This window comes from Pseudomonas spelaei, assembly GCF_009724245.1.
GTDB classification, from domain to species: domain Bacteria; phylum Pseudomonadota; class Gammaproteobacteria; order Pseudomonadales; family Pseudomonadaceae; genus Aquipseudomonas; species Aquipseudomonas spelaei.
Map to the genome: position 1 here is coordinate 236,702 of NZ_WNNK01000003.1, position 12,300 is coordinate 249,001.

The following is a 12,300-nucleotide window of genomic DNA, read 5'->3' on the forward strand; positions in this document are numbered from 1 at the left end:
TGTCGGGTCATTCGCCCAACCGGGCCATCAGGGTTGTATAGGCTTGTGGCGTCCACTCTCCGGTGGTCAGGGGGCAGGGCGGGCCGGCCAGGTTCAGGTGCGCGAGCAGCGCAGGCAGCTCCGTTACGCCATTGCCAAAGGCCCGCTCGATGGAGTCTCCCAACAATTCTTCGAACTGGGTGTTGGGCCGTTTGCGCGCCTGATGGGGCTGCAGGTAGGGTTCGGTTGTGCTCATCTCATTGACCTCCGTTGCGTACCCGTTCGCGGATCATTTCGCGCACGGGGATAAAGTCGTAAGTAGGGAAAACTTCAGTGCTGAACACGCCCCAGGCCGAGCGTTCGAGCTCGACGTTGAGGCTGGGCAGCAGGCTGGGCGCCAGGCGCAGGGTGACGATCTGGCCCAGGCCCATGGCCACGGTCCACGACACCACCTCGACGCCCTGGGGCGGAAAGCGCTCCCACCAGTCCTGTCGCTTCATGTGGCCCTGAATGTCTTCCAGGTTTTTCGATTGGTCGTGCTTGAGCAGCACCGTGACCAGCAAGGTTTCGTTCATGCTCAGGCCGCGTGCTCGGTGGGTACGGTCCAGGCGTCGTAGCCGTAGACCCAGTCGGCATTGCCGCCGTCCTTGAGCCACTGGTTGCCTCGCGAGCCGATCTGGATCTGGCTGGTGCGTTCCAGGCGTGCCTGTTGATAGGCCAGCAGTGCACCCGCAATCGAGGCCGGGTCCTGCAGGTCTTGCACGTGACGGGCAAGCACCACGGCGTCTTCGATAGCCTGGCCGGCGCCCTGGGCCATGAACGGCATCATCGGGTGGCAGGCATCGCCAAGCAGGGTGATTGCGCCTTGGGACCAGAAGGGCAGCGGGTCGCGTTCATACAACGCGGTCTTGAGCACCTCGGTACAGGCATCCAGCAGGGCCCGGGCGTCGGGGTGGAACGCCTGATAGTGGCTACGCAGCTCCTCGGCATCGCCCGCGCGGGTCCAGGACTCGTCGTGCCAGCTGTCCTGGGCGGTGGTGGCGAAAATGAAAATATCCTTACCCTGGTTCAGCGGGAAGGTGACGATCTGGCTCTGTGGGGTAGGGCCCCACCATTTGGTGAACGCCTGGATATTCGGCACGTGGGCCACACGCTCCACCGGCACCACCGCACGGTAAGCCACCACGCCGGTGAAGCGCGGGTGTTCATCGCCAAATAGCGCACTGCGCACCACTGAGTGGATGCCGTCGGCACCGATCAACAGGTCGCAGCGGTGCTGGCTGCCATCCTTGAAGTGCAGGTCGATGCCGTCAGCGCCTTGCACCACACACTCGGCGCGTTTGGCAAACTGCACCTGTGACCGCGGGAACACCTCGGCCAGGGCGGCCAACAGGTCGGCACGGTGAATGGTCAGTTGCGGCGCACCGTACTTCTGTTCGGCAGCGTCGGACATTTCCAGGCGCGAGGTTTCCGTACCGCTGTCCCACATCCGGCTGATGCGGTGGGTTGGCCGCGCGGCGGGAATGCGCACCGCCGCACCGATCCCCAGGCCATCGAGGGCACGCACGGCGTTAGGCGTGAGGTTGATGTCGGCGCCGACCCGCAGGAATGCCTTGGATTGTTCAAATACGGTGACCTGGTGACCGGCGCGATGCAGGGCGATAGCGGCGGTCAGGCCGCCGATACCGGCACCGGCAATCGCAATGTTCAGAGAAGACATGGACGACTCCTGCTCAAGGTTTCGGTTTGTCGGTGAGGAACTTGCCTTGCGGCGCCTCGACGTGTTGCTGGCGTCGGGTGTTGCCGTCGATGCCACCGGCAATTGCCCATTCGGCGAACACCGTCGGGCCGGGCTCGAAGGTGCGTGGCTGCCACTCGCCGGTCAGTTGGTCTTCGTCGGCGTAATACTCCACCAGCGCGCCGGCGGGGTTCTTGAAGTACCAGAAGAACGCGGAAGACACCGGGTGACGCCCCGGGCCGATTTCCGTGGCCCAGCCACTGCGGGAGATGTGCATGCCGCCGCCGAACACTTCGTGCACATCGCGCACGGTGAACGCCACGTGGTTCAGCCCGGCCCGTGGCGCGGGCAGTTGCAGCATGAACAGGTCATGGTGGCCGCCTTCTTCGGCGGTGCGCAAAAAGGCGCCACGGTCCGGGTAGCGGTCTGAGGCCTGGAAGCCAAAACGTTCGTGATAGAAGGCTTCGCAGGCGTTCACGTCCTTGACGAAGAACACCACGTGGCCGACTTCAATCGGTGTGGCCCGCTCATAGATCGGCGCGGCCTTGTTGATCCGGCCTTTGGTCTGCCAGGTGTTGTGGCCGCTGCACTCGATGTCGATCTCGCGTTTGCGGGTCACTTGCAGGCGGATCGCCAAACCATTGGGGTCCGTGCAGCCGATACGCCCGTCTATCTCGACAAAACCCGGGTCGCGAATAATACGCTCGCGGTACAGCGCCAGGTCGGCGGTGCTTTCCACCCCCCAGACCACTTCGCGCACGGTGGAGCCTGCTTCGATCGCCGCTGGCAACCCCGGTTTGTGCAGGTCGGCGAGTACTACCCGGCAGCCGTTGAGGGTTTCGAAGATCACTTCGTCTGCCTGGGTGCTGACGGGCGTGAGGCCCCAGTCGCTGAAAAAACGCACGCAGGTGTCGAGGTCTTCGACGCCATAGGTGACTTCATCGATGCCTAAAACGCTCATTGCCCTACCTCGTGTGGCACACCGGCCCAAGCCAGTGGCTGTTCGTTCATGCCCCAATAGAGGCTCTTTTGTTCCATGTATTGCAGGATCCCCAGGCGACCTTTTTCGCGGCCCAGGCCGCTGTCGCGCCAGCCGCCGAAGGGCGTGGAAATCGAGAACTGCTTGTAGGTGTTGATCCACACCGTACCGGCTTGCAGCCGCCGGCCAAGGGCCCAGGCGCGTTTGTAGTCGCGGCTCCAGATCCCGGCGGCCAGGGCGTAGAGGCTGTCGTTGGCTTGCTCCAGCAACTGCGCTTCATCGTCGAACGGCATGGCCACCAGCACTGGGCCGAAAATCTCTTCCTGGCACACTTGCTGGTGGTTGCTGAGGCCCTCGAGGATGGTCGGCGGGTAGTAGTAACCCTGGTCATAGCGTTCGCCACTCAAGCGCTGGCCACCCAGGCGCAGACGGCCGCCTTCGGCCAGGCCCAGGGCGACGTAGCGCTCCACCGACTCACGATGCCCGGCGCTGATCAACGGGCCCATCTGCGTGTCTTCCCGCGCCGGGTCGCCGACTCGCAAATGGGCGGCGGCGGCGACCAGTCGCTGCATGAACGGTTCGTACAGCGCACGGGCGACGAACAGACGGGAGCCGGCGATGCACGCTTCACCCGAGGAACTGAAAATGCCGTACAGCACACCGGCCACCGCATGGTCGAGGTCGGCGTCATCGAGCACGATGGTCGGTGACTTGCCGCCCAATTCCAGGGACACCGGCATCATCTTGTCGGCCGCAATGTGGGCGATATGCTTGCCGGTGGTAGTGCCGCCGGTAAACGACACGCGCTTGACCAAGGGATGGCGGGTCAGGGCATCGCCCAACAGCGAGCCTTTGCCGGGTAACACGCTGATCAGGCCTTTGGGCAGACCGGCTTCTTCACACAGCTGCGCGAGTTTCAGGGCCAGCAGCGGGGTGATCTCCGCCGGCTTGATCACCACCGCATTGCCGGCGGCGAGGGCGGGCGCGACTTTTTGTGCTTCGCTGGCAATCGGCGAGTTCCACGGGGTGATCGCCACCACCACGCCCATGGGCTCGTAGACGCTCATGGTGACGAAGTCACCGCGTGAGGGGGTGATGGTTTCTTCCAGGGTTTCGCAGGCTGCGGCGAAAAACTGAAAGGTGCCGGCCGCACTGGCGACCAGGGCGCGGGTTTCGCTGATCGGCTTGCCGTTGTCCTGGCGTTGCAGTTGCGCCAACTCTTCGGCGTGCTCGCGAATCAACCCGGCGATGCGGTACAGCACAGTGGCCCGCTCGTGGGGTTTGCGCTGGGCCCAACCGCTGTGCAAAAACGCCTGATGCGCGCCTTGGATGGCGTCTTCGACATCCTGCACATCGGCGGCATTGAGCCAGGCCACGGCTTCGCCCGTGGCGGGGTAGCGGCTGGCGTAGCGCTCGCCACGGCCCAGACGCCAGTTGCCGGCGATGCAGATGGGTAAAGTCTGTTCAAGGGTCATCGACGGGCTCCTAAATGGAAATCGCGTGGGCATGGTTGCCCAGGGCACGGACCACGCTGTACACCGTCAGCGCCGAGGTCTTGGGGTTGGCCAGCAGGGGTTTGCCCCGCAGGCTCAACTCAAAACCGCCAAAGGCGCCCCGGGCTTCAAAGTGGTGAACGTTCTCGTCGCTGTGGGGGTCGGCAATCAGGGTGACCTGGGTGCGATCCAGGCCAATCCCGGCCAGGGACAAGGTGGCGGCGACGTTGGCATTTTTCGGGTACAGCCGCGCCGCTTCGCGAGCGCTGCCCTGAAAAATCACGGTCGCCTCGGTGATGCTGTCGAGGTCGCAGGCCTGCTCGCCGGGGGTGTTTTTCCAGGCTCGCGCCGGTTTGCGACCGGTGTAGTTGACCGAGTCCAGCCCACCGACTTTGGCCGCCGACAGCGCATCAATCCCGCCAATGGCGCCGGGCAGTAGCTCGATACGGGTGTGGCCGCGCTCGGCAGCGGCTTCCAGGCGCTCGACCAGGCCGACCTCTGAGAGTGCGCCGACCGAGACAATCAGGCAGGCAATGCCGCGCTCCAGGGCCGGCAGCACGTGTTCTTCAATGGCCCGGTGGCCGGCGCACTCGACCAACAGGTCGGGGCGCGCGTCGGCCGGCAACGCCGTCAACACCTGCGGCGGCTGCTTGAAGCTGGCCAGCCGCTGGCGGACCAGGGCTTCGGAACCCTCGGAGGCGATGACGTAGTCGACGCACAGCTGTGGGTCTTTCTCCAACAGCTCAAGCACGCCGACGCCAATCGCGCCGCAGCCAATCATGGTGATATGCAGCATGGGGCGATCCTCAGGCGTTGGCCTTCTGGGCTTTGGTTTCGCTGTTGGGCGGGCCGGCGAACGGGGTGGCGAAGTTGCCGACGCTGAGCATGTCGACTTCCAGCAGGAACGGGCCGGGCTGGCTCAGGGCGCTGTCGACGACGCGGCCAAAATCCTTGAGGTCGGTGACCAACCCGTGGCGCAGTCCCATGGACTCGGCGAGTTGGGTGTAGTCCGGGGTGTGCAGGTCGACGTAGCAATGACGGCTGCCGTAGACCGCGTCCTGGATGTTGCGAATCACGCCGTAGCGCTGGTCGTTCATCAGCAGGATCACCAGGTTGGCCTTTTCCTGGACCAGGGTCGCCAGCTCGCCCAGGTTCAAAATGAAGCCGCCGTCACCGGCCAGGGCGAACACCTTGCGCTCTGGCGCCGTTTCAGCGGCGGCCACGGCCGCGCCAATGCCCATCGACAGACCCTGGCCAATGCCGCCGCCCAGGGCGTGCACGCCGGCACGTGGGTGGTAAAGCGTCAGCAGGCGGTTGCCCCAGATGCTGTTGGACAACGTTACGTCGCGCACCCAGGAGAAGTTGCGGCCGGTGCTGGCTTGCAGCTGCTCGACCATGGCCGAGTAGGGGCCCAGGTCAGCAATCAGCTGGCGGCGGGATTGCTCGCGAACGGCCTTGAGTTCATCGAGGAAGTTCGGGTCGATCTGCAGGCGACCTTCCAGACGGTCCGCCAGGCCTTCGAGGGCCAACGCCGCGTCACCGCAGATGAACAGCTCGCTGGCATAACTACGGCCTTCGATCGCCGGGTTGGCGTCAATGCGCAGGGTGTTTTGCGGCAATTTCAGCGCGTACTTGAAGGTCTCGTTACTGCGCAGGCGGGAGCCGGCGATCAACAGCGCGTCACAGGTTTGCAGGAATTGCTCGACCCGCTTGTTCTGCGAGAACGCGCCGAGGCAGCGCTCGTCGTCCTCGTTGACCACGCCACGGCCCTGGGTCGAGGTGATCACACCCACGCCCATCGCCAGCAGGCGCTTGACCGCATGCCCGGCATGCCGTGCGCCACCGCCGAGCCAGAGCATCGGGCGCTTGGCACTGGCCAGCCGCTCGGCCACCAGGTCGAGGGCTTCGCGGGGCGGGACGGCGACCGGGATCGGCAGAGGCGTCAGGTCGGTGGGCATTGGAATGAAGGCCGACTGGATGTCGATCGGAATCTCGACGCTGACCGGCCCGGTAGGCGCCGTCAGGGCGGTCTGCACCGCGAGCTTCAAGGTGCTGATGGCGGTCTCGACACTGCGCACCCGAAACGCGGCTTTCGACACGGCCTTGAGCATATTCAATTGGTCACGGGCTTCGTGGATGTACGCCAGTTCCTGGTCCAGGTACGGCGTTTCGATCTGCCCGGTGATGTGCAACAGCGGCGTGCCGGCGGTTTGCGCTTCAACCAGGGCGCCGGCGGCGTTGCCGGCAGCGGTGCCGGTGGAGGTCAGGCATACACCCAGGCCACCGGTGGTGCGGGCATAGGCATCGGCCATGTTGGCCGCACCGGCTTCACCCCGGGCCATGACGAAGCGGATATTGCCGCGCACGGCGAAGGCGTCGAGGATCGGCATGTTGTGGATCGAGATCACGCCGAAGGCGGCTTTGACGTCGCACTGCTCAAGAAAGGCAGTGATGGCAGCGCCAACGGTGACAGTATTTTCATTACGCATGGCGGGACAGGCCTCCGGATACATCGATATGGCTGCCTGTGGTGTAAGCCGACAGAGGCGAGGCCAGAAACAGGATCGCGCGGGCCGCTTCAATCGGCAGGCCCAGGCGCCCCAAGGGAATGTGTTTTTTGTGAGCCAACTGGGCGGTCCATTGACTCCAGTCCAGGTCGCGCTCTTCACGGGCCTCGAAACGGCGGCGCCATTGGCCGGACTCCACCAGGCCGATGAGGATGCCGTTGACCCGGATGCCGTCGGGGGCAAACTCGGTGGCCATCGAACGCACCAGGTTCATCACCCCGGCACGGGCGGCGGAGGTGGCAACCATGTGCGGCTCAGGCTGGCTGGCCAGCAGTGAGTTGACGCACACAATGGCCGCGTCGGCCTGCCCCTGAAGCTGCGCCTTGAAGGCGCGAACCGGGTGAATCACCGAGAAGAATTTCAGGTTCAGCTCTTCGGTCCAGGCGTCATCGCTGGTGTCATGGAAGGTTGAAACGCGGCCTTGACCGGCGTTGTTGATCAACACGCTGGCGGCGCCCAATGCACGCTCGCTGGCGGCCGCAAAGGCCTTGACTGATTGGGCGTCGAGTACGTTGCAGACCTCGGCCAGCAGCTTTGCAGTGGGGAAGCGTTGACGCAGTTGCGCTTCAGCACTGCGCAGACGTTCTTCGTTACGCCCGCAAAAGGCGACCGCCGCGCCGGCTTCCAGCAGCAACTCGACGCACGCCAGGCCAATGCCTGAAGAACCGCCCGTGACGATCGCCGTGCGACCTTGCAGTTGAAAAAGGCTCATCTCAATCTCTCATCAGTGCGGTGACACGGTGCTGCCCGTCGTGGGCACCGCCGTTGTAGTTGAGCAGGCGCGACAGCTCATCGGCGCTGCGTCGCACTTGCGACAGCAGTTCCTGAAAGTTCACATGGCCGATCTGGGTGGTGGGGATGGTCACGCCCAGCGCGGCGGCAATGCGCCCACTCTGGTCGCGTACCGGTGCGGCGACGGTGGAGATCGCCGACTCGAAGAACCCTTCGCCACTGACGAAGCCACGCTGGCGGTCGGCTTGAACCATGTCGAACAGCTCCATCACGGTTTTCGGCGTGCAGGCGGAGTGTTGTTCCAGGTGTTCTTCCGGGTACAACTCGCGCAGCTCGGTCAGGGACAGGTCCTCCAGCAGGATGCGCCCCAGCACCGTGGCGTGGGCCGGCAGGCGGGTGCCGACGTTGACCGCACTGGAGAACACCGACGGTGGCGAGACCTTGGCCACATACACAATCGAACGCCCGTCACGCACCACCAGGTTGCTGGGGTAGTTGAGCCGGTCGCACAGCCGCGCCAGCAACGGTTGACCCAGTTCGGTCAGCTCCAGGGACGCGAGGTATTCAAAGCCCAGGCGCAGCACCGACATGCCAAGGCGGTATTCATTGCCGCTGCGGGTGACGAAACCCATGGTTTCCAGGGTGGTGAGCAGACGAAAGATCGTCGAGCGTGGCAGGGCCAACCGCCGCGCCAGTTCCGGTGCGGTCAGGGTGCGATTGCGCCGGGTGAATTCGCAGAGCAGCAGCAGACCGCGCTCCAGGCCTGGCACGATGTATTTGTCCTGAGCATCCTTCAGCAGATCTGAGTCGTTCATAGGGTTCTACCTGTCAGGGATTCTTTGATGGCAAAGGCCAGGCGGCCTGCAACCACCAGCGGTTGTTCGATGGGGCTGGCGTGCCCGGCGTCGGGGATCAGGCTGAAGGACGCGCCCAGGGCCTTGGCCAGCGGCAGGCAGCCCTCCGGCGGGGTAATGCCGTCGTCCTGCCCGCAATGCACTTCACACGGCATCGACAGCGGGGTGTGGCGCAGCAGGTCGTCGCCGCACAGCAGCTCGATGGCCTGGCGATAACCATCGGGGTTGAGCCGCGCCATGTTCCAGCGCACCCACGCCAGCGCCTGTGGCGAGGCCTTTGCGGACACCATATGGGCGCTGCGTTGCTCGGCGTTGCCCTGGATACCCACCTGTTCCAGCGACCGCAGGCGTTTGGTGCGCACCTCCTGGCGTTGCTGGCTGCGGGACGGATCGCCGTAGCCACGGGCCGGACTGATCAGCACCAGGCGACTGACCCGGTTGGCATACAGCCGGGCAAACGCCACGGCGGTCAGGGCGCCCAGGGAATGGCCGACCAGCACGCAGTGCTCGATGTGCAGGCCGTCGAGCAATTGCAAAAGGCGTTGGGCATAGGCCGCAGCCTTCGGTGACGAGTCTTCCAGCGGCGTGGAGTCGCCATAGCCTGGGGCATCCCAGGCGATCACCCGAGCGCCGGGGGCCAATTGTTGCGCCACCTGCAACCAGGAGGCTGCGCCCGAGCCGATGCCGTGGAGCAAGACGATGGCCGGGCCACTGCCGCATTCGCGCAGGGCCTGCCGGCCGCCGTCGATCTTCAGCGTGCGCTGAGGAAAATCGGCGACCAGGCGGGCCTCGAGGTCCGCGGTCAATGGCAGGTGATCGACGCTGGGTAACATCGGCTTATCCGCGCTTGATCGAGGCCAGAGGGTGCTCTGGCGGGTAAGTCGGGGTGACGGGCTTTTTCGCCCCGAGCATCACGCACATCAGCGCGTCTTCATCGCCGATGTTGATTTCTTCGCGGTAGACGCCTGGCGGTACGGAGATCACGTCGCGGTCGGTGAGGATGGTTTCAAAGCGTTCGCCGTCCTTCTCGATCACCACCTTGAGTTTGCCCCGCAGCACGAAGAACACTTCTTCGACGTCGGTGTGCAGGTGCGGCGGCCCCTCGTGGCCGGCCGGAATCACCATGGTGGAAAAGGTGAAGTGCTCCGATGGGATGGTGTTCATGTCGGTGCTTACCCCGGTGCCGCCCGTGCCGATGTAGCGCATTTGCGCGCGGCGGAACTTGGGGTCGTAGTCGGCCTGGAACTTCAAGGCATCCCAGTCGTATTTACGCGTCTCGTAGCGCGCGATGCGGGTGCTCATCCAGCTCTCCAGGCTCGCGCCGGAGGGGCGTTCCCAGGTTTTCGGGGTGTCTTGCGAAGCAGATAGGTCGGTCATGGCAGTCTCCAGATCAAGGCATGACGAACCCGCCGTTGACCGGCAGGGTTTGTCCAGTGATAAAGCGGGCAAGGTCGGACAGCGCAAACAGCACCGCGCCGCTGACGTCTTCGGGCAGTTGCGGGCGCTGCAGGGCGCGCTGGTCGTTGTACAAGCGGTGGCGTGCTTCAGGCACGTAGGCGGTGGCTTCCACCAATACCAGGCCGGGCGCGATGGCGTTGACGGTGATGTTGTCGGCCCCCAGTTCGCGGGCCAGGCTGCGGGTCATGGCGATGATCGCGCCCTTGCTGGCGACGTAAGCCAGCAGGTTCGGCGCGCCCCACAGCGGCGTGTCGGAGGCCAGGTTGACGATGGCCCCGTGGCCGCTGGCGCGCAGGGCTGGCAGGCAGGCGGTGGTCATCAGCCAGGTACCGCGCACGTTGACTTGCATGACCTGGTCCCAGGTATCGAGGCTCAACTCTTCGCAGCTTTTGCCGCCGGAATTGGTGATCGAGGCATTGTTGACCAGTCCATCCAGCCCACCGAGCACCCGCAGGGTTTCACTGACACAGGCGTCGATGGAGGCGGGCTGTGCGAGGTCAACCGTCACGGCTTGAACATCCAGGCCCTGGCCCTGCAACTCGGCAGCGGCCTGTTGCACGCGCTCGGCCAGCACGTCGGCAATCACCACCCGTGCACCGGCGTGGCCGATGGCGTGGGCGAAGGCATAACCCAGGCCGCGAGCACCGCCGGTGACCAGTACCCGGCGACCTTCGAGTAAACGATTGAGGTTCGTCATCATTGGGTACTCAACATGGCTTTGGGCATGTAGTGCAGCACGCGTTTTTCGGCCCAGACCACGGCGCCGTAGGCAATCACGCCGATCAGGGTGAGCATGACGATGGCGACGAACACGCCTGCGGTGTTGCCTTGGCCTTCGGCGTCCACCAGCAGGAAGCCCAGGCCCTGATTGCCGCCCACCAGTTCACCGACGGTGACGCCGATCACTGCCAGGGTTGACGCGATGCGCAAGCCGGAGAACAGCGCGGCCATGGCCGAAGGGAACTCCACCAGGCGAAAGATCTGCCAGCGGCTGGCGTTCATGGTGCGCACCAGGTTGATCATGTCGGGGTCAACGGTACGGATCGCCGACAGCACGTTGATCATCACCGGGAAAAACACGATCAGGATGGCGATCAGGATTTTTGGGTAGATGGTGTAGCCCAGCCACATCACGAACAGCGGCGCGAAGGCCACCTTCGGCGCGATCTGCAAGGCCAGGATGTACGGCGACAACATGGCCTCGGCCGCCGGCGATAAGCCGAGCGAAACGCCAATCACCACGCCCAGCAGGGCGCCCAGGCCGAAGCCGACGATGATCTCCAGCGCCGTGATCAGGGTGTGCTCCAGCAGGCCGCCGGTGTGCCACATCACCAGGCTTTCCTGGGCCACGCGGCTCAGTTCCGGCATGACGAATTCGGGCATGCCCAGCAGTCCCGGGCCCCATTGCCAGAGCGCCAGGAACAGCATCAACAGCACAGCGCTGCCGAGCATCGAGGTATTAAGGTTTTTCATCGTGTCATTACCTTGTGGTCACAGGCCGTCATTGCGCAGCCATCGGCGGGTCGACGAACTGGTTGGTGTAGAGCTCGTCGAGCTTGGGTTCCTGGCTGACGATGCCTTCGCTGACGTAGAACTGGCGGACCTTGTCCAGGCGAGCCGGGTCGATGTGGCCGAGCACGCTCTGGTTGGCGTAAACGTGCTCGACGTAAAGCGTGAACACCTTCTCCAGGGAGTCTTCCTTGCCGGCATACGCCGGAACGGCCTTGGCGAAGGTCACGGCGGCGGCGCGCGGGTCGGCAATGATGTCGCGCATGCCTTGCAAGGTGGCCTGGACCACGCCACGCACTACTTGTGGGTGGTTTTTGATCGCGTCATCGGAAGCGAGGATCGCCTGGGCCATGCTTTCGAAAATCTGCTCCTGGGGAATCAGCTTGAGGTTCAGTCCGGCCTCCTGGGCATTGACCACCCAGTCCGGTACCCCCGCCATGGCCTGGGCCTTGTTGGCCGAGAACAACTGCCAGACCCCGGCGGGGCCCGCGGCCTGGATGTTGACGTCGGTCTTGCTCAGCCCGGCTTTGCGCAGGGTGGCAAGCAGGGCGTAGTAAGTGGTGTCGGAATAGGACATCACCGTCATGGTCTTGCCCTTGAGGTCGCTGACGGTGTTGATGTTGTCGCCGGCGTTGGTGGCAATCATCGTCACGCCGCCGGCTCCCAGCACCGCCACGGCGCGCACTGGAATGCCATTGGCCCGGACCACGATTGGCGTGTCGCCAATCGCACCGCCGAGCAAGGCATTGCCGGCGCCGATCTGCTTGGCCACGTCGACGCCGCCCTTGGCGGCAATGAACGTCAGGTTCAGGTCCTGGGCGGCGTAGTAGCCTTTTTCCTTGGCAATGATCCAGGGCGCAAAGGCCGGCGAGTTGGGCGGCGCCGGCAGCAGGTAGGTGACATCAGTCGGTTGCGCCTGGACGCCGGCGGCCAGGCCGAGGCCAAGACCGAGCACGCAGAAGCGTTGAAACAGAGACGTGAGCATGGGCAC

The 12,300-nt window shown here is 64.5% G+C and carries 14 protein-coding genes; all 14 read right to left on the reverse strand.

What is annotated here, in order from left to right:
- Positions 1-7: 7 nt before the first annotated feature.
- The 14 genes from GNF76_RS05220 to GNF76_RS05285 are packed head-to-tail and all read right to left on the reverse strand — an operon-like array spanning position 8 to position 12,294.
- Positions 8-235 (reverse strand): recombinase-like helix-turn-helix domain-containing protein, encoded by a 228-nt coding sequence (locus tag GNF76_RS05220; RefSeq protein WP_155582107.1) that lies wholly within the window; start codon positions 233-235, stop codon positions 8-10.
- A 1-nt stretch (position 236) separates the two neighbouring features.
- Positions 237-554 carry a hypothetical protein gene (locus GNF76_RS05225; RefSeq protein WP_155582108.1) on the reverse strand — a complete coding sequence of 106 codons (318 nt, stop codon included), beginning with the start codon at positions 552-554 and terminating at the stop codon, positions 237-239.
- A gap of 2 nt (positions 555-556) precedes the next feature.
- Positions 557-1,699 carry an FAD-dependent monooxygenase gene (locus GNF76_RS05230; RefSeq protein WP_155582109.1) on the reverse strand — a complete coding sequence of 381 codons (1,143 nt, stop codon included), beginning with the start codon at positions 1,697-1,699 and terminating at the stop codon, positions 557-559.
- A 13-nt stretch (positions 1,700-1,712) separates the two neighbouring features.
- Complete coding sequence (locus GNF76_RS05235; protein ID WP_155582110.1) at positions 1,713-2,678, reverse strand: VOC family protein; 966 nt, start codon at positions 2,676-2,678, stop codon at positions 1,713-1,715.
- Positions 2,675-4,171: an aldehyde dehydrogenase gene (locus tag GNF76_RS05240; RefSeq protein WP_155582111.1), complete on the reverse strand. Its 1,497-nt coding sequence runs from the start codon at positions 4,169-4,171 to the stop codon at positions 2,675-2,677. Before GNF76_RS05240 ends, GNF76_RS05235 begins: the two co-directional genes overlap by 4 nt.
- Before the next feature lie 10 nt (positions 4,172-4,181).
- The gene (locus GNF76_RS05245; RefSeq protein ID WP_155582112.1) at positions 4,182-4,985 is read right to left on the reverse strand and encodes an aspartate dehydrogenase; all 804 of its coding nucleotides are present in this window, start codon (positions 4,983-4,985) and stop codon (positions 4,182-4,184) included.
- A 10-nt stretch (positions 4,986-4,995) separates the two neighbouring features.
- Complete coding sequence (locus tag GNF76_RS05250) at positions 4,996-6,678, reverse strand: thiamine pyrophosphate-binding protein (RefSeq protein WP_155582113.1); 1,683 nt, start codon at positions 6,676-6,678, stop codon at positions 4,996-4,998.
- Positions 6,671-7,468 (reverse strand): SDR family oxidoreductase, encoded by a 798-nt coding sequence (locus tag GNF76_RS05255; protein ID WP_155582114.1) that lies wholly within the window; start codon positions 7,466-7,468, stop codon positions 6,671-6,673. The genes GNF76_RS05250 and GNF76_RS05255 overlap by 8 nt, the downstream gene beginning before the upstream one ends.
- Position 7,469: 1 nt before the next feature.
- The gene (locus GNF76_RS05260; RefSeq protein ID WP_155582115.1) at positions 7,470-8,303 is read right to left on the reverse strand and encodes an IclR family transcriptional regulator; all 834 of its coding nucleotides are present in this window, start codon (positions 8,301-8,303) and stop codon (positions 7,470-7,472) included.
- Complete coding sequence (locus tag GNF76_RS05265) at positions 8,300-9,175, reverse strand: alpha/beta fold hydrolase (RefSeq protein WP_155582116.1); 876 nt, start codon at positions 9,173-9,175, stop codon at positions 8,300-8,302. Before GNF76_RS05265 ends, GNF76_RS05260 begins: the two co-directional genes overlap by 4 nt.
- 4 nt (positions 9,176-9,179) lie before the next feature.
- The gene (locus GNF76_RS05270; RefSeq protein ID WP_155582117.1) at positions 9,180-9,719 is read right to left on the reverse strand and encodes a cupin domain-containing protein; all 540 of its coding nucleotides are present in this window, start codon (positions 9,717-9,719) and stop codon (positions 9,180-9,182) included.
- Between the two features lie 13 nt (positions 9,720-9,732).
- The gene (locus GNF76_RS05275; RefSeq protein ID WP_155582118.1) at positions 9,733-10,500 is read right to left on the reverse strand and encodes an SDR family oxidoreductase; all 768 of its coding nucleotides are present in this window, start codon (positions 10,498-10,500) and stop codon (positions 9,733-9,735) included.
- Positions 10,497-11,273 (reverse strand): ABC transporter permease, encoded by a 777-nt coding sequence (locus GNF76_RS05280; RefSeq protein WP_155582119.1) that lies wholly within the window; start codon positions 11,271-11,273, stop codon positions 10,497-10,499. The genes GNF76_RS05275 and GNF76_RS05280 overlap by 4 nt, the downstream gene beginning before the upstream one ends.
- A 28-nt stretch (positions 11,274-11,301) precedes the next feature.
- Complete coding sequence (locus GNF76_RS05285) at positions 11,302-12,294, reverse strand: ABC transporter substrate-binding protein (protein WP_155582120.1); 993 nt, start codon at positions 12,292-12,294, stop codon at positions 11,302-11,304.
- Positions 12,295-12,300 lie beyond the last annotated feature (6 nt).

Coding starts and splice junctions, on each gene's coding strand:
- GNF76_RS05255 (WP_155582114.1), bottom strand. CDS start 7,468: ATGAGCCTTTTTCAACTGCAAGGTCGCACGGCGATCGTCACGGGCGGT.
- GNF76_RS05260 (WP_155582115.1), bottom strand. CDS start 8,303: ATGAACGACTCAGATCTGCTGAAGGATGCTCAGGACAAATACATCGTG.
- GNF76_RS05275 (WP_155582118.1), bottom strand. CDS start 10,500: ATGATGACGAACCTCAATCGTTTACTCGAAGGTCGCCGGGTACTGGTC.
- GNF76_RS05250 (WP_155582113.1), bottom strand. CDS start 6,678: ATGCGTAATGAAAATACTGTCACCGTTGGCGCTGCCATCACTGCCTTT.
- GNF76_RS05220 (WP_155582107.1), bottom strand. CDS start 235: ATGAGCACAACCGAACCCTACCTGCAGCCCCATCAGGCGCGCAAACGG.
- GNF76_RS05240 (WP_155582111.1), bottom strand. CDS start 4,171: ATGACCCTTGAACAGACTTTACCCATCTGCATCGCCGGCAACTGGCGT.
- GNF76_RS05225 (WP_155582108.1), bottom strand. CDS start 554: ATGAACGAAACCTTGCTGGTCACGGTGCTGCTCAAGCACGACCAATCG.
- GNF76_RS05245 (WP_155582112.1), bottom strand. CDS start 4,985: ATGCTGCATATCACCATGATTGGCTGCGGCGCGATTGGCGTCGGCGTG.
- GNF76_RS05280 (WP_155582119.1), bottom strand. CDS start 11,273: ATGAAAAACCTTAATACCTCGATGCTCGGCAGCGCTGTGCTGTTGATG.
- GNF76_RS05270 (WP_155582117.1), bottom strand. CDS start 9,719: ATGACCGACCTATCTGCTTCGCAAGACACCCCGAAAACCTGGGAACGC.
- GNF76_RS05285 (WP_155582120.1), bottom strand. CDS start 12,294: ATGCTCACGTCTCTGTTTCAACGCTTCTGCGTGCTCGGTCTTGGCCTC.
- GNF76_RS05265 (WP_155582116.1), bottom strand. CDS start 9,175: ATGTTACCCAGCGTCGATCACCTGCCATTGACCGCGGACCTCGAGGCC.
- GNF76_RS05230 (WP_155582109.1), bottom strand. CDS start 1,699: ATGTCTTCTCTGAACATTGCGATTGCCGGTGCCGGTATCGGCGGCCTG.
- GNF76_RS05235 (WP_155582110.1), bottom strand. CDS start 2,678: ATGAGCGTTTTAGGCATCGATGAAGTCACCTATGGCGTCGAAGACCTC.